Origin of the sequence: Pseudomonas sp. NPDC090233, from assembly GCF_044772285.1 — a bacterium.
In the GTDB taxonomy this organism is placed as follows: domain Bacteria; phylum Pseudomonadota; class Gammaproteobacteria; order Pseudomonadales; family Pseudomonadaceae; genus Aquipseudomonas.
In genome coordinates this window covers 36316-55787 of sequence record NZ_JBIVYQ010000002.1, presented here as the reverse complement: position 1 = coordinate 55787, position 19472 = coordinate 36316, and the positions used below count along the sequence as shown (strand labels likewise).

Annotated in this window: 18 protein-coding genes; 15 read left to right on the top strand and 3 right to left on the bottom strand. The window is 63.4% G+C overall.

What is annotated here, in order from left to right; translation table 11 throughout:
• Positions 1-41: 41 nt before the first annotated feature.
• The 10 genes from ACIQUF_RS04730 to ACIQUF_RS04685 all read left to right on the top strand — a co-directional run bounded on the left by ACIQUF_RS04730 (position 42) and on the right by ACIQUF_RS04685 (position 9681).
• The gene (locus tag ACIQUF_RS04730; protein ID WP_403128999.1) at positions 42-1385 is read left to right on the top strand and encodes an MFS transporter; all 1344 of its coding nucleotides are present in this window, start codon (positions 42-44) and stop codon (positions 1383-1385) included.
• 28 nt (positions 1386-1413) lie between these two features.
• Positions 1414-2535 carry a muconate cycloisomerase family protein gene (locus tag ACIQUF_RS04725; RefSeq protein WP_403128997.1) on the top strand — a complete coding sequence of 374 codons (1122 nt, stop codon included), beginning with the start codon at positions 1414-1416 and terminating at the stop codon, positions 2533-2535.
• A 137-nt stretch (positions 2536-2672) separates the two neighbouring features.
• Positions 2673-2963, top strand: coding sequence for a muconolactone Delta-isomerase (gene catC, locus ACIQUF_RS04720; protein WP_403128996.1), 291 nt, complete (start codon positions 2673-2675; stop codon positions 2961-2963).
• Positions 2964-3002: 39 nt separating this feature from the next.
• Positions 3003-3917, top strand: a complete 915-nt coding sequence (catA, locus tag ACIQUF_RS04715; RefSeq protein ID WP_403128995.1) for a catechol 1,2-dioxygenase — start codon at positions 3003-3005, stop codon at positions 3915-3917.
• Between the two features lie 6 nt (positions 3918-3923).
• Complete coding sequence (locus tag ACIQUF_RS04710) at positions 3924-5123, top strand: benzoate/H(+) symporter BenE family transporter (protein WP_403128994.1); 1200 nt, start codon at positions 3924-3926, stop codon at positions 5121-5123.
• A gap of 54 nt (positions 5124-5177) precedes the next feature.
• Positions 5178-6428: an OprD family porin gene (locus tag ACIQUF_RS04705; RefSeq protein WP_403128992.1), complete on the top strand. Its 1251-nt coding sequence runs from the start codon at positions 5178-5180 to the stop codon at positions 6426-6428.
• A 92-nt stretch (positions 6429-6520) separates the two neighbouring features.
• Positions 6521-7606, top strand: a complete 1086-nt coding sequence (locus ACIQUF_RS04700) for a metal-dependent hydrolase (protein WP_403128990.1) — start codon at positions 6521-6523, stop codon at positions 7604-7606.
• A gap of 3 nt (positions 7607-7609) precedes the next feature.
• A complete protein-coding gene (locus ACIQUF_RS04695; RefSeq protein ID WP_403128988.1) occupies positions 7610-8311 on the top strand; it encodes a TraX family protein in 702 nt (233 codons plus the stop codon).
• Positions 8312-8378: 67 nt separating this feature from the next.
• Complete coding sequence (locus ACIQUF_RS04690) at positions 8379-9290, top strand: LysR substrate-binding domain-containing protein (protein WP_403128986.1); 912 nt, start codon at positions 8379-8381, stop codon at positions 9288-9290.
• A 178-nt stretch (positions 9291-9468) separates the two neighbouring features.
• Positions 9469-9681 carry a cold-shock protein gene (locus tag ACIQUF_RS04685; RefSeq protein WP_047229330.1) on the top strand — a complete coding sequence of 71 codons (213 nt, stop codon included), beginning with the start codon at positions 9469-9471 and terminating at the stop codon, positions 9679-9681.
• A gap of 61 nt (positions 9682-9742) precedes the next feature.
• Here the strand turns inward: ACIQUF_RS04685 and ACIQUF_RS04680 are convergent, their stop codons facing one another.
• From ACIQUF_RS04680 to ACIQUF_RS04670, 3 genes are all read right to left on the bottom strand, one after another.
• On the bottom strand, positions 9743-10840 hold the full coding sequence (locus ACIQUF_RS04680; protein WP_403128983.1) for an alkene reductase: 1098 nt from the start codon (positions 10838-10840) through the stop codon (positions 9743-9745).
• A gap of 105 nt (positions 10841-10945) precedes the next feature.
• Entirely contained in the window at positions 10946-12475 is a 1530-nt protein-coding gene (locus ACIQUF_RS04675) for an FAD-dependent oxidoreductase (protein ID WP_403128981.1), read from the bottom strand.
• An 82-nt stretch (positions 12476-12557) separates the two neighbouring features.
• On the bottom strand, positions 12558-13532 hold the full coding sequence (locus ACIQUF_RS04670) for a LysR family transcriptional regulator (RefSeq protein ID WP_403128978.1): 975 nt from the start codon (positions 13530-13532) through the stop codon (positions 12558-12560).
• A gap of 354 nt (positions 13533-13886) precedes the next feature.
• On the opposite strand from ACIQUF_RS04670, the gene ACIQUF_RS04665 reads away from it, so the two are divergent.
• The 5 genes from ACIQUF_RS04665 (at position 13887) to ACIQUF_RS04645 (ending at position 19426) form a co-directional block, all read left to right on the top strand.
• Positions 13887-15047, top strand: a complete 1161-nt coding sequence (locus tag ACIQUF_RS04665; RefSeq protein ID WP_403128976.1) for a glycine betaine/L-proline ABC transporter ATP-binding protein — start codon at positions 13887-13889, stop codon at positions 15045-15047.
• A 22-nt stretch (positions 15048-15069) separates the two neighbouring features.
• Positions 15070-16023 carry a glycine betaine/L-proline ABC transporter permease ProW gene (gene proW, locus ACIQUF_RS04660; protein ID WP_403128975.1) on the top strand — a complete coding sequence of 318 codons (954 nt, stop codon included), beginning with the start codon at positions 15070-15072 and terminating at the stop codon, positions 16021-16023.
• Between the two features lie 57 nt (positions 16024-16080).
• The gene (proX, locus tag ACIQUF_RS04655) at positions 16081-17109 is read left to right on the top strand and encodes a glycine betaine/L-proline ABC transporter substrate-binding protein ProX (protein WP_403128973.1); all 1029 of its coding nucleotides are present in this window, start codon (positions 16081-16083) and stop codon (positions 17107-17109) included.
• Between the two features lie 123 nt (positions 17110-17232).
• Positions 17233-18288, top strand: a complete 1056-nt coding sequence (locus tag ACIQUF_RS04650) for a GlxA family transcriptional regulator (protein ID WP_403128971.1) — start codon at positions 17233-17235, stop codon at positions 18286-18288.
• A gap of 181 nt (positions 18289-18469) precedes the next feature.
• The gene (locus ACIQUF_RS04645; protein ID WP_403128969.1) at positions 18470-19426 is read left to right on the top strand and encodes an AraC family transcriptional regulator; all 957 of its coding nucleotides are present in this window, start codon (positions 18470-18472) and stop codon (positions 19424-19426) included.
• The last annotated feature ends 46 nt before the right edge of the window (positions 19427-19472 follow it).

Genomic DNA, 19472 nt, shown 5'->3' with positions numbered 1-19472 from the left:
CACGCTTTTCCTCCACAAAAACAACAAGAGCGACAGATGCCATGCGAACCCTCGACGTGCACCCGATCATCGACAACGCCCGCTTCAGCGCCTTCCATTGGAGAGTCATGGCCTTGTGCGGCCTGCTGCTGATCTTCGACGGCTATGACCTGTTCATCTACGGCGTGGTGCTGCCGGTGATCATGAAAGAGTGGGCCCTGACGCCGTTGCAGGCCGGCGCCCTGGGCAGTTACGCGCTGTTCGGCATGATGTTCGGAGCGCTGGCCTTCGGCAGCCTGGCCGACCGCATTGGGCGCAAGAAAGGGATCGCCATCTGTTTCGCCTTGTTCTCGGGGGCGACCATCCTCAATGGTTTTGCCAGCAGCCCGAGCGAATTCGGCATCTACCGCTTCATCGCCGGCCTCGGTTGCGGCGGCCTGATGCCCAACGCAGTGGCGCTGATGAACGAATACGCACCCAAGCGCTTGCGCAGCACGCTGGTGGCGATCATGTTCAGCGGCTATTCGCTGGGCGGCATGCTGTCGGCGGGCGTGGGCATCTTCATGCTGCCGCGTTTTGGCTGGGAGTCGATGTTCTTCGCCGCTGCCGTGCCGCTGCTGCTGTTGCCGGTGATCCTCTACTGCCTGCCGGAATCCATCGGCTTCCTGGTGCGCCAGGGGCGCAGCGACGAGGCGCGCATGCTGCTCAAGCGCCTTGATCCTGGCTGTGATGTCCAACCAGATGACACCCTGCAGTTCACTGTGGGAGCGGGCTTGCCCCGCGAAAGGGCCGGCCGATTCAGCGCCGTCCTTGACCTGTTCCGCAACGGCCTGGCCACCCGAACTCTGGCTTTATGGCTGGCATTCTTCTGCTGCCTGCTAATGGTCTACGCGCTCAGCAGCTGGCTACCAAAACTGATGGCCAATGCCGGTTACAGCCTGGGTTCGAGCCTGTCGTTCCTGCTGGCCCTGAACTTCGGTGGCATGGCCGGGGCGATTCTTGGCGGCTGGCTGGGCGACCGCTACAACCTGGTCAAGGTCAAGGTGGCGTTCTTCCTGGCAGCGGCGTTGTCGATCAGCCTGCTGGGCGTCAACAGCCCGATGCCGGTGCTGTACCTGCTGATCTTCATCGCCGGCGCCAGCACCATCGGCACACAGATCCTCCTGTATGCCGGCGCCGCCCAGTTGTACGGCCTGTCGGTGCGTTCCACCGGCCTTGGCTGGGCCTCGGGTATCGGCCGCAACGGCGCCATCGTCGGGCCGCTACTGGGCGGTGCGCTGATGGGCATCAACCTGCCGCTGCAACTCAATTTCATCGCCTTCGCCATCCCCGGCGCGATCGCCGCACTGGCCATGGCCGTGCACCTGGCCAGCGGCCGGCGTCACGCCCTGGCGGCGACGGCCTGACCTTCTTTGACTGAACTGGAGCTCTTGCATGACAAGCCCGACCATTGAACGGCTGGAGGCGTTGATCGTCGACCTGCCGACCATCCGCCCGCACAAGCTGGCTATGCATACAATGCAGCAGCAGACCCTGGTGGTGCTGCGCCTGCGCTGCAGCGATGGCGTCGAAGGCATCGGCGAAGCCACCACCATTGGCGGCCTGGCCTATGGCTACGAAAGCCCTGAAAGCATCAAGGCCAATATCGACGCGCACCTGGCACCCGCACTGCTCGGCATGGCCGCCGACAACATCAATGCCGCCATGCTCAAGCTCGACAAGCTGGCAAAGGGCAACACCTTTGCCAAGTCCGGCATCGAGAGCGCCTTGCTCGACGCCCAGGGCAAGCGCCTGGGCCTGCCGGTCAGCGAGCTGCTCGGTGGGCGCGTGCGGGACAGCCTGGAAGTGGCCTGGACCTTGGCCAGCGGCGACACCGCGCGCGACATCGCCGAGGCCCAGCACATGCTGGAGATCCGCCGCCACCGGGTGTTCAAGCTGAAGATTGGCGCCAATCCGGTCGAGCAGGACCTCAAACACGTGGTAGCGATCAAGCGCGAATTGGGCGAGCGTGCCAGTGTGCGCGTCGACGTCAACCAGTACTGGGACGAGTCCCAGGCCATCCGCGCCTGTCAGGTGCTGGGTGACAACGGCATCGACCTGATCGAACAGCCGATTTCGCGCATCAACCGCAGTGGGCAGATCCGTCTGAACCAGCGCAGCCCGGCGCCGATCATGGCCGACGAATCCATCGAAAGCGTCGAGGACGCCTTCAGCCTGGCCGCCGAGGGTGCTGCCAGCATCTTCGCCCTGAAGATCGCCAAGAACGGCGGCCCGCGTGCCGTGCTGCGCACCGCGCAGATCGCCGAGGCGGCCGGCATCGCCCTGTATGGCGGGACCATGCTCGAAGGCTCGATCGGCACCCTGGCCTCGGCGCATGCCTTCCTCACCCTGCGCCAGCTGACCTGGGGCACCGAGCTGTTCGGCCCACTGCTGCTGACTGAAGAAATCGTCAACGAGGCGCCGCAGTACCGCGACTTCCAGCTGCACGTGGCGCGTACCCCGGGCCTGGGCCTGAGCCTGAACGAAGCGCAGCTCGCCCGCTTCACCCGCCACTGAAGGAAGCACACATCCCCCTGTAGGAGCGGCTTTAGCCGCGAAACAGGCGACGCGGTGGATGGCACCGGCTTTGCCGGTGTTCGCGGCTGAAGCCGCTCCCACAGTATCCGAGCCAGAACGCAGAAAGGAGATAAAGCATGCTGTTCCACATAAAGATGACCGTAAAACTGCCGGTCGACATGGACCCGGCCAAGGCCACCCAACTGAAGGCCGACGAAAAGGAACTAGCCCAGCGCCTGCAGCGCGAGGGTACCTGGCGCCACCTGTGGCGCATCGCCGGGCACTACGCCAACTACAGCGTGTTCGACGTGCCCAGTGTCGAGGCGCTGCACGACACGCTGATGCAGCTGCCGCTGTTCCCCTACATGGACATCGAGGTCGATGGCCTGTGCCGTCACCCGTCGTCGATCCACAGCGACGACCGATGAACCCAGCCTTCTGCACAAGAACAAGACGAGGTATCCCCCATGACCGTGAAAATTTCCCACACTGCCGAAGCCCAGAAGTTTTTCGAGGAAGCCGCAGGCTTTGGCAATGACGAAGGTAGCCCGCGCCTCAAGCGCATCATCCAGCGCCTGCTGCAGGACACCGCCCGCCTGATCGAAGACCTGGAGATCAGTGAGGACGAGTTCTGGCATGCCGTCGACTACCTCAATCGCCTGGGCGGGCGCGGCGAGGCCGGGCTGCTGGTGGCGGGCCTGGGCATCGAGCATTTCCTCGACTTGCTGCAGGATGCCAAGGACGCCGAGGCCGGTCTCACCGGCGGTACCCCGCGCACCATCGAAGGTCCGCTTTACGTCGCTGGCGCACCCATCGCCCAGGGCGAAGTGCGCATGGACGATGGCAGCGAAGAGGGCGTGGCCACGCTCATGTTCCTCGAAGGCCAGGTACTCGACCCGCAGGGCCAGCCGCTGGCCGGTGCCACGGTCGACCTCTGGCACGCCAACACCCGTGGCACCTATTCGTTCTTCGACCAGAGCCAGTCTGAATACAACTTGCGCCGACGCATCGTCACCGATGCCGAAGGGCGTTATCGCGCGCGCACCATCGTGCCGTCCGGTTACGGTTGCGACCCGCAGGGGCCGACCCAGGAGTGCCTGGACCTGCTCGGCCGCCACGGCCAGCGCCCGGCGCATGTGCACTTCTTCATCTCGGCGCCAGGTCATCGGCACCTGACCACGCAGATCAACCTGTCCGGCGACAAGTACCTGTGGGACGACTTCGCCTATGCCACGCGCGATGGGTTGGTAGGAGAGGTGGTGTTCCATGAAGGCAGCGAGGGGCGCTATGCCGAGTTGAAGTTCGATTTCCAGCTGCAGAAAGCTCAGGAAAGCGTGGATGAGCAGCGCAGCGGACGGCCTCGGGCATTGCAGGAAGGCTGAGGCCTCATGAAAACCCTGATCAAGGACTGCTCGCTCTCAGCCATCGTCGCCGGCTGCATCGCGACGATGATTTCCTACGCCGGCCCACTGGTGATCATCTTCCACGCCGCCGAGGCTGCGGGCCTGTCCCACGGCCTGCTGTCTTCCTGGGTCTGGGCGATCTCCATGGGCAGCGCCGTGCTTGGCGCGGTGCTCAGCCTGCGTTACCGGGTGCCGGTGGTGATCGCCTGGTCCATCCCAGGCTCGGCGCTGCTGGTCACGGCGTTGCCCCAGCTTGGCCTGGAACAGGCCGTGGGCGCCTATTTGATTGCGAATGGAGTCCTGCTGCTGATCGGCATCAGCGGGGCTTTCGATCGCATCATTGCGCGCCTGCCAGGTTCGATCGCGGCAGGCATGCAAGCCGGCATCCTCTTCAGCTTCGGTACCGAGGTGTTTCGCGCGCTGCCGCTGCAGCCGGTGTTGGTGCTGGCGATGTTCGTCACCTACGTGCTGATGCGCAGGCTGCAGCCGCGCTATGCGGTGGCAGCGGTGCTGTGCGTGGGCGCCTTGGTGACGGTCGCCAGCGGGGCGTTGCGTAGCGAAGCGCTGGTACTGGAGCTGGCCTCGCCCCAGTGGATCATCCCGCAGTTCAGCGTGGCGGCGCTGTTCAGCCTGGCGCTTCCGCTGGTGCTGGTGGCGCTGACTGGGCAGTTCATGCCAGGCATGGCGGTGCTGCGCAATGCCGGTTTCGCCATCCCCGCCAGCCCGTTGATCAGTGCCAGCGCCATCGGCGGCGCCTTGCTGGCGCCCTTCGGTTGCCACGGCCTGAACCTAGCGGCCGTGACCGCCAGCCTGTGCACCGGCCATGAGGCCCATGCCAATCCGCGCCGCCGCTATATCGCGGCCTTGGCAGGCAGCGGGTTGTATCTGTTGCTGGGCATAGCGGGGGCGACGCTGATGTCGCTGTTCGCCGCCTTTCCCGCCGCGCTGATCGCCGCCCTGGCCGGGCTTGCCCTGTACGGCGCGATCAGTGAGGCCCTGGCCCGCAGCCTGGCTGAGCCGACCGAGCGCGATGCCGGGCTGTTCACCTTCCTGGTCACCGCTTCGGGGGTGTCCTTCCTTGGCCTGTCGGCAGCGTTCTGGGGCCTGCTGTTCGGCCTGCTGGCGCATGCGCTTCTGAGCCTGCGCCGGCCGCAAACACGGGAGGCCCTGCGTCGCGTTCCCTGAAAAACCGTGTTCCCCGCGCTTTATCCATAAAAACAAGATCAAGAGAGCTTCGGAATGAACCACACCCCCTGCGTCGCCATTGGGCTGAGCTTGCTCAGCCAACCGCTGCTCGCCGCCGAAGGCGGCTTCTTCGAGGATGCCAAAGCCAGCCTCAGCGCCCGCAACTATTACTTCAGCCGCGACTATTCCGACATCGTCGGTGCCAATCAGCAGTCAAAGGCCGAAGAGTGGGCCCAGGGTTTCATCCTCGACTTCAAGTCCGGCTACACGCCGGGGACCGTCGGTTTTGGCGTGGATGCACTGGGCTTGCTCGGCATCAAGCTCGACAGCAGCCCGGACCGGGTCAACACCGGCCTGCTGCCGGTGCAGGGCGATGGCCGCGCCGCCGACAATTACAGTCGCCTGGCACCGACTTTCAAGGCCAAGCTGTCGAAGACCGAACTGCGCGTCGGCGAGCTGCAACCCAACCTGCCCGTGCTGACCTTCAGCGACATCCGCCTGCTGCCGCCGACTTACCAGGGCGTGAGCCTGAATTCGGCCGAGCTGGACGGCTTGACGCTGCAGGCCGGGCATCTGAGGTCTACGCACCTGCGCAACGAAGGCGGCGACGGCAAGATGAACGCCATGCTCGGCCATGTACCTCAACGCCAGGCCGAGAGCGATGGTTTCAACTACGCAGGTGGCGACTATGCGTTCAACGCCAACCAGAGCAGTGTCAGCCTCTGGTACGGACAACTGGAAGATAGCTACGAGCAAGGTTTCATTGGCCTCAAGCACAGCAAACCACTGGGGGACTGGGTGCTCAGTGCCAACCTCGGCTACTTCACCGCCCGCGAAGACGGCGACGCGCTACTGGGCAGCATCGACAACCAGGCGTTCTTCTCGCTGCTCACGGCCAGGCGCGGCGGGCACAGTGTCCATGTCGGCTACCAAGGTATCTATGGCGACAGCCCGTTCCCAAGGGTCTTCGCCAACATCTCGCCATTGGGCAACGAGGTGCCCACCTATGAGTTTGCCTATACCGACGAGCGTTCCTATCAGCTGCGTTATGACTACAACTTCGCGGCCATGGGCATTCCAGGGCTGACAGCGACGGTGCGCTACATCACCGGTAACAACGTTGACACCGGCCTGGGATTCGAAGGCAAGGATCGTGAGCGTGACATTGACCTGGGGTACGCGGTGCAGAGCGGGCTGCTCAAGGGGCTGGGAATCCGGGTGAGGAATGCCATGGCGCGGTCCAACTACCGCAGTGATATCGATGAGAACCGACTGATTCTGGTGTACACCTGGCAGCTGTTCTGAGGCTGTAGCCACGCGTTGTCACACAGCAGCATTTGCACCGTGAAGCGTTCGAGGGTTAGGTTTCCGCTATTGCCCATTCAGGAAGCCTTCCCTTGGACTCCATCACCCAAGCCGTACTTGGCGCCGCCCTGCAGGGCACGGTACTCGGCCGCATCCAGGGCCGTCGTTCGCTCTTTTACGGTGCTCTGCTGGGCACCGTGCCGGACCTTGATGTGGTCATCCGTTACGCCGACCCGGTGTCGCAGATGACCTACCACCGGGGTTTTTCCCACTCCATCTTCGTGTTGACCGGCCTGGCGCTGTTGCTCGCCTGGCTGGTCAACGGGCTTGGACATAAGTACTGGCCCGACAAGGGCTATACCTTGCCGAGGCTGTTCCTGGCGTTCTGGCTGGTGCTGGTCACCCACCCGATTCTCGATTCATTCACGGTGTACGGCACGCAACTGTTCTGGCCGTTACAGTTCACGCCGCAAAGCTGGGCCTCGGTGTTCATCATCGACCCGGTGTACACCCTGCCACTGTTAGCCGCCGTGCTCTACGCAGCGTTCAAGGGCATCAGTGCCAGGGCGCTGCGCCTGTTGAGTCTGGCGCTGGTGTTCAGCACGGCCTATCTGGGTTTCGGCTTGGCTGGGCGCATGGCTGCGGAGCAGCGTTTCCAGGCTGCGCTGGACCAGCAGGGCATTGTCGTCAGCCACGTGCGCGCCGTCCCAATCGCATTCAACAGTCTGGTCTGGCGGGTGCTGGCCAAGACCCCAGACGGAGACTACTACGAAGGCGTCAGCAGCGTTTTCGATCACGAGCCTCCCGAGATGCAGCGCTTGGCGCTGAACCTTCCGCTCGCTGACGCGCTTGCCGATGTGCCACTGTTGCAGCGCCTGCGCTGGTTTACCGATGACTGGTTGCGCTACGACGAGGTGGACGGCGCGCTGGTGGTCACTGACCTGCGCATGGGCATTCCCGGCAACTACACCTTCCGCTTCAACATGGCTCACCGTGACGCGCAGGGGCAGTGGGTTGCCAACACCCCAACCGCGTGGCGGGGCGCCGGCGTAGGCTCGATGTTCAACAGCCACGACCTGGCGTTGATCTGGCGGCGCATCCTTGATCAGCAACCGCCGCTGCCGTTGGCTGCGTGGACCAGCAAGTACCTGGGCCAAACCGCCGTACCCGGGCGTTGAACGATGCGTTCGGCGGGCCTCGACCTGGTCAAGTGGACCGCGATCGTGACCATGGTCGCGGACCATCTGCGTTATCTCTGGCCGGCCGCCGATGGCTTGTTCATTGTCGGCCGGCTGGCGTTTCCGCTGTTCTGCCTGGCCATTGCGGTAAATGTCGGGCGCAGCCCGGCGGGTAGCCTGTTCACCCGTGGCAACCTGCGCTACCTGGGCTGGATGCTGGCCTTTGCGGTGCTGTCCGAAGGGCCTTACCGCTGGCTTGACCCCGCCACCCAGACCCTCAGCGTGATCCCCACGCTGACTTTGGGGTTGCTGGTGGCCTGGGGCGTGCGGCACCCGCAACTGCCGGCACGGTTGATCGGGCTCGGTGCTTTACTGATCGCGACCCTGTTCGGTGCGCAAGTGATGTACGGCTTGCCCGGTGTACTGCTACCGGCGGCTTGGCTCATGGCACGCAACCGCGGCAGTGCCGCCTGGCTGCTACCTTGCCTGTTGGCCGTGGCCGGCAACCTGACCAACAGCTGGTTGTTCGGGCACCTGACGGCGCCATTCACCCTGCTGACCCTGGCTGCCGCCACATTGGCCATCCCTATCGGCAGCCGACTGCTGCGCTGCGATCATCGGCCAATGCCGGTGGTGGGCAAGTGGGGCTATCTGTTCTACCCGCTGCACCTGCTGGCCATCAAAGGGTTGCAAGGGCTGTTGTAGCCATGCCCTTGCAATGCGCCAAAATGCACCCATCTAAGCGGGTCTTCACTCTGCGCAGGAGCCTGCCATGGAACCCAACCGCTTCGGCGACATCGCGGCCTTCGTCAGTGCCGCCAAAGCCGGCAGCTTCACCGCCGCAGCGGCAAGCCTTGGGCTGACGCGCTCGGCCGTGGGCAAGAGCATCGCCCGGCTGGAAGCGCGCATGGCGGTTCGCCTGCTCAACCGCACCACGCGCAAGCTGAGCTTGACCGACGAAGGCCTGGTGGCCTTCGAGCGCTGGCGGCAGATTCTCGACGACTTGGACGAGGTCGAAAGCACCATGGCCCTGCGACGCGGCAAACCCACCGGCACCCTGCGCCTGACCGCGCCGCTGTCGCTGGGCCAGCGCCATGTGCGGCCGATTCTCGATGCCTACCTCAAGCAATGGCCAGAACTGCGTGCCGACATACGCTTTACCGACCGGTTCGTCGACTTGGTCGAGGAGGGCGTGGACATCGCCGTGCGCATCGGCGCACCCAAGGAGGATTCGCAGTTGCTCACCCGCACGGTGGGCTGGCAGCAGTTCGTCACCTGCGCCTCGCCGGATTACTTGAGCCAGCATGGGGTACCGCAGGTGCCAGCGGACCTCTACGGGCATGACAAGATTGCCTTTCTCGCTGGCGAAAAATCCATGCCGTGGCGCTTTCATACGGCCGAGGGCCTGCACCTGTGCGAGGAACCTGGGCGCCTGAACATCGACAGTTCCGAAGCGATGCTCGACGGTGCGCGGGCGGGTTTCGGGCTGATTCACCTGCCCACTTACATCACCGCTGACGACCTGCGCGCCGGTACCTTGGTCGAAGTGCTGCACGCCTACCGGCCACCGGCGGACCCGATCCGCGTGGTCTACCCGAGCAAGCGCCACCTGTCACCACGGGTGCGCGGATTTATCGACCTGTTGGTGGCAAGTTGGCAGGAGGGCGTGCCTTGGGAGCGATGATTGGGAAAAGACGCAGTTGAAAGGTGCCGGTGGGCGCTTGAATCAAGGCTGGGTAAATTGCCAGTGGCGCCTTCGCATTGGATGGTCGACACTGGTACGCACCGGGGCTTGTCAAACGACCAGATACCCGCCACGTTCACCCAATGCAACACGCAGATAGCGATCGAGGATTCAGCGCATGTCCAACAGACAGACCGGAACTGTTAAATGGTTCAACGATGAAAAAGGCTTTGGTTTCATTACCCCGACAGGGGGTGGTGATGACCTGTTCGTTCATTTCAAGGCAATCGAGTCGGATGGTTTCAAGTCTTTGAAAGAAGGCCAGACCGTCAGCTTCGTTGCCGAAAAAGGGCAGAAGGGTATGCAGGCTGCTCAAGTACGTCCTGAGTAAGTCGGACGTCAATGAAACGGGGCCCTTGAAGGCCCCGTTTCATATCTGCCGTAGCGCCGGCTCAGGCCCGCTGCAGGAACGGGTAGTCTGTGTAGCCCTCAGGCCCATTGGCATAGTCGAATTGCGCCCGATGTTCATTCAATTGGGCATTTGCCTGGAACCGCTCCACCAAGTCGGGGTTGGCAATGAAACTGCGGCCAAAAGCGGCTGCATCGATCAACCCGCGCTCAATCAAGTCTTCAGCCTTCTCGGCCGTATACGCCCCAGCCGCCACGATCACTCCAGGGTAGGCCGCGCGAATTGCCTCACGGAAGGTGTCACGCAGCGGCTTGCCCCCTGCCCAATCTGGTTCGGACAGATGAAGGTAGGCAAGGTTACGCTTGGCCAGTTGCTCGATTAGGTACAACCCTGCAGCTTCCTGATCCTCGCCATTGTCCACACCGTTGAAGCCACCCAGCGGGAAAATCCGGATACCCACACGGTCAGCGCTCCAGCTGGCAATCGCCGCATCCACGGCCTCCAGCACGATACGCGCACGGTTTTCGACACTGCCGCCATAACGGTCTTCGCGCTGGTTGGCACTCGGTGTGAGGAACTGGTGCAGCAGGTAGCCGTGGGCGGCGTGCAGCTCGATGAAATCGAAATTAGCCTCGCGGGCATTCACGGCGGCCTGGCCAAAATCGGCAACGATGCCGGCGATTTCCGCTTCACTCAATGCGCGCGGTGCTGAGGTCTCGGCACGTACCAGGTTGCCGTGCTCGTCTCGCAACGTAGTACGGGCATCGGCGGGCAGGGCGGACGGCGCGACTGGCGCTTCGCCTCCCGGTTGCAGCGAAGTGTGGGATATCCGGCCGGTGTGCCAGACCTGCACGGCGCTGTGGCCGCCAGCCGCGTGGATACCTTCGTTGACCAGGCGCCAGGCAGCGATCTGCTCGGCACTGTGGATGCCGGGTGAGCCCGAGTAGCCCTTGGCCTGGAAGGAAATCTGCGTGGCTTCGGTGATGATCAGCCCGGCGCTGGCGCGTTGCGCGTAGTACTCGGCCATCATCGGCGTCGGCACATCGCCCGGCTCCCGGCTGCGCAGGCGGGTGAGGGGAGCCATGAATACGCGGTTGGGCAGTGTCAGTGGGCCGATTTGCAGGGGTTGGAAGAGTTTCATTGCCGCTCCAAAGATGAAAAATCGATGGCGGGCACGATACCGGGATGATTGGGGAAAGGGGGGACCGGCACTCTGGCGGTACGGTCCCCAGTGAGCACTGGATAACTAGACGGGGCAATCAATGAGTCGTAGCGCCTCATCCAGGCTCAACGGCCGCTTCATCCGCTGCGACAATTGAGCCATGGCATCCGAATAACCTTTGGCGATCACCGCCTCGATCTGTTCACCCACACATTGCAAGGCTATGAAATCGCCTTTCTCCGGCTCCCCGACGAATTCGATGCGATCCCAAGCGTGCGCATGTCCCAGCACCTCATAAGTGCGCCCATGTTGATAGGTCCAGAAAAACGGCACATCCGCGTACCGGCGTTGCTCGCCGAGCATGTTGGCCGCAGCGATCACGCCGTGCTGTTGGGCCAGGCGCCAGTGCTCGATACGCACCGGGCGGCCGGCAAGCGGGAAGGTGGCGATATCGCCGGCGGCCCACAGCCGCTCGCCGGCATGCAGTTCTGCGTCGACCCGTAACGAACGGTCCTCGGCCAACGCCATACCCTGCACGAACCCGGTGGCCGGCGAGACCCCGGTGCCGAGCAGCACCAATGGCGTCGCCAGCTTTTCGCCATTCGCCAGCAGCACAGCCTCGACCCGCTCCTCACCGATAAACCCTTCGACCTCGGTGGGGCCATGGAACACCACGCCCTTGCGCTCATGCAGCTCGCGGATACTGCGCCCGATGCGCTCACCCAGTTGTTTGCTCAACGGGACCTCATGGCGGGTCACCACGTGCACTTGAGCGCCATATTTGCGCAAGGCCGAGGCAGCCTCCAGGCCGATGAAACTGTCGCCGACGATCACCACCGGCTGCCCAGGCTCGGCGGCATCCAGCAGGCGCGCGGCGTCCTCGCGTGAACGCAGCGTGACGATGCCTGCCAGGTCGACACCGGGCAGGTCGGGGCGCTGTGGCTTGCCGCCCGTGGCCAGCAACGCCGCGTCATAGTCGATGCGCTTGCCATCGGCCAGGGTGATCTGGCGCTTCTTCACGTCCAGCGCACGCACTTTGCCGAAACACCTCTCCAACTGGCCTTTGCGCAACTGGTCGGCCTCCAGCAGCGCAGGTACCTCATCCGGCGGCATCTCCCCGGCGATGACAAATTTACTCAGTGCGGTGCGGTCGTAGGCGGGCTTGCGTTCCTGGTCGATCCACACCAGACGACCGCCAAAACCATGCGCCAGCAACGTTGCGACCGCGGCCGAGCCTGCGGCACCGGCACCGATGACGACGAAGCAGCGGGCATCGCTATGGCGCGGCGGTTCGGCGTGTGGAAGGGGCTGATCGTCAACCCAGATTTCGCCGTCCTTGACCGTTGCGGCATAGCGGCGCAGGTCGGTCAGTGCCGGCGGTTCGCACACCGCGCCTTCGTCGACGGCAAAGGCGGCCTTGTGCCAGGGGCAGACCAGCAGGCCGTTGCAGATCACGCCCTCGTCCAGTGGCGCGCCCGCATGCGGGCAATTGGCCTGATACGCGTGGACCCGGTCACCCTGGCGAATCAGGATCACTTCTTCGTTGCCGGCCTGTACGCGCAGGGGGCGTTTGGGGTCGAGCTGCTCTAGGCGGGCCACGGCGTGCTGGGTCATTGGGCTTCTCCAAAGGGGCCTTTGGAATCATTTGACGCCTGTGCCACAGGGATAATGCGTCGAACTGACGATCGGAGCCGCGTTACGCGCTGGCGTCCAGCAACGGCTGGAATTCCTGCAGCAGCCAGTCGCGCAGGCGTCGACAGCTGGAGTCGTGTTCCTTGTCTTCGTTGAAGGCGAGGAAGTGGAAGGTGTCCTTCAGTACCAACTGCTGTTCCACCGGCCGCACCAGCAAGCCCTGGGCAACCAGCGGCGCCACCAGGTGGTGCCAGCCCAGCGCCACGCCCTGGTTGCTCAAGGCCAGCTGCACCAGCAGGTTGTAGTCGTTGGCATTGAAAAAATGCGGCGCGGTGTTGGCGCGGGATTTCAAGTCGACATCGTGAAAGGCCAACCAGACATTCCAGTCGACGTGTTCTGCGACCTGGGAGCGGCCGTAGGGGCTGAGGTTGAGCAACGAGCCATCGCGGATGCCCTCCAAGGTGGCCAGTTCCGGGTGCTGGGCCAGGTACTGCGGGCCGCATACCGGGTAGATCACGTCATGGTTGAGCGGGTGGCAACTGTAACCCGCCTGGATCTTGCCCAGTTTGGTGATGTAGATGTCCGGCCGCACTCCCGGCTCCATCGCCAGAAAGTTCTGCGTGGTCACCAGGTTGATGTCGATATCCGGGTTTTCTTCGAAGAACTTCGGCATTCGTGGGCCCATCCACAGCGCCGCGAAGGCCGGCGAGCAGCACAGGGTGACCACGTGTTTGGTGTTGGTGTTGCTGCGAATGCGCTCGGCGGCCTGGCTGATGTTGACGAACGATAACTGCACGGCATCGAAGAAGATCGAGCCGGCCACTGTCAGTTCCACGGCGCGCCCAACCCGGTCGAACAGCTCGGCGCCCAGGTAGGTTTCCAGCTCGCGGATCTGCCGGCTGACCGCTGCCTGAGTCACGCACAGGGCTTCGGCGGCGCGGGTGAAGTTCTGGTATTTGGCGGCCGCGACGAAGACTTTCACCGCGCGCAGCGAAGGCATCTTGATCAGCGTCTGATCGGGTTCGGAGTGTCTGACCATGATGGTGGGGTGAGGTCCTTCGTCTCGCCAGGTGAGTCACTCTAGCCTGTTGCACGGCCGGCGGTAAATGCGCAGGCGGTCTGCCGCAACGGCTGTAGCGTGATTGATAACTTCAGGTAATGGTTAGCGCCATGCAAATGTCGTTGGACCCTGTCTGGATCAGGGCCTAACGTTGAAGCTACGGCGCGGCATTGAGACATCGATGTCGATAATTTGAAGCAGGACATTCTGCGTGCCGGTTCCGACTCACGTTCGAATTTGAACGGACTGCCAAGCGTACTCGCACTGATCTACCCGCCTTATTGAAAGTGCGATGTTGATAGATTGGTTAATAAGCATAATAAAGAGGGTCGTATGAGCCATGCCGATGAGATTCTTTCGGTAAAAAACATCTTCAAAGTGTTCGGTCCCAACCCGGACATGGCCATGGAGATGCTCCACAAGGGTGCCGACAAGAACGAAATATTCAGCAAGACCGGCCACGTCGTCGGCGTGTTCGATGCAAGCTTTTCCGTCAAGCGTGGCGAGATCTTCGTCATCATGGGCCTGTCCGGCTCGGGCAAGTCGACCATGGTGCGGCTGTTCAATCGCCTGATCGAACCCACTTCCGGCAGCATCCACCTTAACGGCCGCGAAATCACCGGCCTCTCCGATAAAGACCTGCTCGACGTGCGCCGCAAGGACATGGGCATGGTGTTCCAGTCCTTTGCGCTGATGCCGCACATGAGCGTGTTGCAGAACACCGCCTTTGGCCTGGAGATCGCCGGTGTGTCGGAAGCTGAGCGCCACAGCCGTGCCCGCGAGGCACTGGCCCAGGTCGGCCTGGCCGGCCACGAGCACAGCTACCCGCACCAGTTGTCTGGCGGCATGCAGCAGCGCGTGGGCCTGGCCCGTGCGCTGGCCAACGACCCGACGATTCTGCTGATGGACGAAGCCTTCTCGGCCCTCGACCCCCTGATCCGCAGCGAAATGCAGGGCGAGCTGATGCGCCTGCAGGCCGAGCAGCAGCGCACCATCATCTTCATTTCCCACGACATCGAGGAAGCCATCCGCATCGGCCACCGCATCGCGATCATGGAAGGCGGCCGGGTGGTGCAGATCGGCACGCCGCAGGAGCTGATCAACCAGCCGGCCAACGATTACGTGCGCACCTTCTTCAAGAGCTTCGACAGCTCGCGGGTGCTCAAAGCCGGGGATGTGGCGAAGTTCGACCCGGCGGTGGTGTGCAAGGTCAACGGCAAGGCGCCGAGCTTCCAGGCCGGCGTACCGTTTGGCTACCTGGTCGACGACCGCGGCCAGCTGCTGGGGGTGGTCGACACCGACGCCAGCGGTGGCACCGCCAGTGACCGCTACAGCCTGCACGAGCGCCAGCCGGTGTACACCGACACGCCGTTGCACGAAGTGCTGGGGATCGCGGCCGACTTGCCGTACCCGGTGCCGGTGCTCGACCGCGAAGGGGCCTTCAAGGGCACCCTGTCGAAGAACGAGCTGCTGCAGACCCTGAGCCGCAACTAATTACAACAAGAGGTAAGCCCTCATGTCCGAGTTCAGCCTTCTCGACCCCTTCCAGGCGGCCACCATCCCCCTGGGCGACTGGGTCACCGCAACCCTCAACTTCCTGGTGCACAACTTCCGCGAAGTGTTCCGCGCCATTCGCTGGCCGATCGACCAGGTGCTCAACGGCATCGAATTCACCCTGCAGAGCATCCCACCGACCATCGGCATCCTGCTGTCGTCCTTGCTCGGCTGGCAGCTGGCGGGCAAGCGCATGGCGCTGTTGTGCTTCATCACCCTGACCTTGCTGGGGCTGATCGGGGTGTGGTCGGAGTCGATGACCACCTTGGCGCTGGTACTCACCTCGGTGTTCTTCTGCGCCGTCATCGGCATCCCGCTGGGCATTATCTGCGCCCGCAGCAACCGCCTGGAAAGCATCATCCGGCCGATCCTCGATGCCATGCAGACGCTGCCGGCGTTCGTCTACCTGGTGCCGGTGGTGATGCTGTTCGGCATCGGCAATGTGCCTGGGGTGCTGGTGACCATCGTGTTCGCCTTGCCGCCACTGGTGCGCCTGACCAACCTGGGCATCCGCCAGGTGCCGGAAGACAAGATCGAGGCCGCCCGCGCCTTCGGCTGCACGCCCCGGCAGATGCTGACCCGGGTGCAACTGCCGCTGGCTACCTCGACCATCATGGCCGGCCTCAACCAGACCCTGATGCTGTCGCTGTCGATGGTGGTGATCGCCTCGATGATCTCGGTGGGTGGCCTGGGCCAGATGGTACTGCGGGGCATCGGCCGACTGGACATGGGCCTGGCCACCGTGGGTGGCGTCGGGTTGGTGCTGCTGGCGATCTTCCTCGACCGCCTGACCCAGGCCATGGGTGCACGCAGCAGCGCCGACCCGAGCGTGCGCTGGTACCACACCGGCCCGGTCGGCGTGGTGCTGCGCCTGTGTGGTGCGGGCCAGGCTGCAGAGCGGCGCAAGACCGCCTGAAACACACGTATTCGAACTGCCGCACACGTTATAAAAACCAGAAGAAGGTACGCGACGATGTTGGAATCCAAGTTCTCCCGCAGCATCCTGCAAGGCGCCGGCGCCCTGGCCCTGGTGATCGCCTCGCTCACCGCCAATGCCTCGGCCGACAAGCCGGGCGAGGGCGTCAAGGTGACGCCGATCTTCCCCTCCATCGCCGAAGAGCGCTTCCGTGGCGAAGTCGCCATGGAGGGCCTGCGCGAGCTGGGCTACAAGGTTCAGGAACCGAAGGAAACCGAATACGGCGTGATGATGGTGGCCCTGGCCAACGGCGATGCCGACTTCACCGTGCACCTGTGGGACAAGCTGCACGACAAGTTCTACCAACAGGCCGGTGGCAACGACGTGATGGTCAAGGCCGGCGATATCATGCCTGGCGTGCTGCAGGGCTACCTGATCGACAAGAAGACTGCCGAGCAGTACAAGATCAAGTACATCACCGACCTGAAGAAACCGGAAATCGCCAAGCTGTTCGACACCGATGGCGATGGCAAGGCCAACCTCACCGGCTGCAACCCCGGCTGGGGCTGCGAGCTGGTCATCGCGCACCATATGAAGGCCTATGACCTGGATAAAAGCGTGCACGTCGACCAGGGTTCGTACTTTGCCCTGATGGCCGACACCATCACCCGTTACAAGGAAGGCAAGCCGATCCTGTACTTCACCTGGGTGCCGCAGTGGATCTCCACCGTGCTGGTCGAAGACAAGGACGTGGTCTGGCTGGAAGTGCCGAAGACCGACCTGCCTGACGGCAACAACAATGTCGACACCATGTACAAGGGCAAGAACCTGGGCTTCGCGGTCGACAAGGTTGAGGCGGTGCTGAACAAGGAGTTCGCCGAAGAGAACCCGGCGGCCACCAAGTTCCTCTCGCTGATGCAGATCACCACGGCCGACGAAAGTGCGCAGAACCTGAAGATGCAGCAGGGCGAGAAGAAGCCTGCCGACATCACCCGCCATGCCAAGGAATGGGTTGCGGCGCATCGTCAGCAGTTCGACCAGTGGCTGCAGGCGTCGCGTGCGGCGGCTACCCAGGCCAGTAAGTAAAAAGAGGTGAGCCCTTCGCGGGGCAAGCCCGCTCCCACAGAGATCGAGGGTGGACCTCAGACCTGTGGGAGCGGGCTTGCCCCGCGAAAAATTCACCGCGATCCCCGCTGTTGAGTCAACACCATGAGCCACTTCGAAAGCATCCTCAAAAACACCAACCTGGCCCACCTAGACCCGGCTGGCCGAACCCCGCTGTCATTGCCCTGCCAGCGCGTAGCCTTCGTTTTGCGCGAGCATTTCTCGATGATGGCCTTCACCGCCGCCATGGACACCCTGGTCACCGCCAACCTCATGAGCGCCACGCCGCTGTTCCACATCCAGGTGGTGGGCGAGGGCGAGCAGGTAATGAGCGACCTGGGCATCGCGCTGCCGGTCAACACGGCATTGGCCGACCTGGACGTGCAGGGCCTGGACAGCCTGCTGGTGTGCGGCGGTTTCCGCGTACGCCTGGAGTCCGCCCCCTTGCTGCGCACCAAGTTGCGCCAGGCAGACCACCTCGGTTGCCTGCTGGGCGGCTTATGGAATGGCGCCTATTTCCTGGCCGAGGCAGGTTTGCTCAACGATCACGACTGCGCGTTCCACCCCGATGGCCGGGCGATGATGAGCGAACTGTTCCCCAAGGTGTGCATCAGTCGCCAGCCCCATGTCCTGGACCGCCGGCGCATGAGCTGCGCCGGCGCCAGCAGTGCGCTGGACATGATGCTGACACTGCTTGAACACCTGGGCGGCAATGGCTTGCGCCGTGCAGTGGAGCAGATGCTGGCCTGCGACCGTTCGCGGATTCTCAGTGATGCCCCCGCCAGCGCCCCGGACATCGACCCTAGCTTGCCGCGCGGGGTACGCCTGGCGCTGGAGCTGATGCACGCGAACATCGAAGACCCGATCGGCATCGACGAAATCGCCGAGCACGCCGGTTTGTCCCGCCGCCACCTGGAACGCCTGTTCCGTCGCCATGTACAGGCCACGCCACCGCGTTATTACCTGGAGTTGCGCCTGACCCACGCCCGGCAGTTGCTGCAGCACACCAGCAAGTCGCTGACCGAAGTGGCGGTGGCCAGCGGGTTCGTCAGCTTCCCGCATTTCTACCGGCGCTTTCGTGAGCTCTTCGCCATCGCCCCACGCCAGTTCCGGGCGCGCAGCCAAGGGTGGGCAGGGCGGCAGGAAGCCAGCGTTCGATAATCGGCCGATAGCTTGTGCCCGGCTGTCCGTTATCCGCCCACCCAATACCAACATCTCATTGCCCAGCCCCCGCCTTTTGCTTAGTGTGTAAGCGTCAATGACCGTGAACGACCGCAACCACAGGCCCTTAGGCCCGTAGGAAGCGGCGACCAGAACAATAACGATTCCGAGTGCCTTGCCTATGGAAAGCCGCCTGCTGAGCGAGCGCAGTAGCGTGTTCCATCACGCCGACCCCTACGCCGTGTCCGACTACGTCAACCGGCACGTGGGCCAGCATTGCATCGGCCTGTCGCGCACCACCCATCCCCAGGCCAGCCTCAGCCACCGCAAGTTCGCCGAACTCGACCTGTGCCGCATCAGCTACGGCGGCAGCGTGCGGGTTACCTCGCCGGCCCTGGAAACCATCTATCACCTGCAGGTGCTGCTCAACGGCAATTGCCTGTGGCGCGGGCATCAGCGCGAGCACCACCTGGTGCCGGGCGAGCTGCTGCTGATCAACCCCGACGATCCGGTCGACCTCACCTACTCGGAAGACTGCGAGAAATTCATTCTCAAGGTGCCAACGCACATGCTCGACTCGATTTGCGAGGAGCAGCGCTGGCAGCGGCCGGACGGCGGTGTGCGGTTCTTGCGCAACCACTACCGGCTGGAGGAACTGGACGGCTTCGTCAACCTGCTGGCCATGGTTTGCCATGAGGCTGAGGTCAGTGATTCATTGCCACGGGTGCAGGGGCACTACAGCCAGATCGTTGCCAGCAAACTGCTCACGCTGATGAGCACCAACATCCGCCGCGAGAGCCTGGGAACGCCGGGTGCGAGCCTGGAGCGGATCCTCGACTACATCGACCGCAACCTGAAACTGGAGCTGGCCGCAGAGACCCTGGCGGAGCAGGCGTGCATGAGTGTGCGTTCGCTGTATGCGCTGTTCGACCGCCACCTGGGCACCACGCCCAAGCAGTATGTGCGCCAGCGCAAGCTGGAGCGGGTGCATGCGTGCCTCAGCGATGGCAGCTGCGCAGTGCGCAGCGTCACCGAGCTGGCGATGGATTATGGTTTTTTGCACCTGGGGCGGTTTTCGGAGATCTACCGGCAGCGCTTTGGGTTGTTGCCTTCGGAAACTTTCAAACAGCGACGCTGAATGCAATCAACCTGTGGGAGCGGCTTTAGCCGCGAAGCAGCCGACA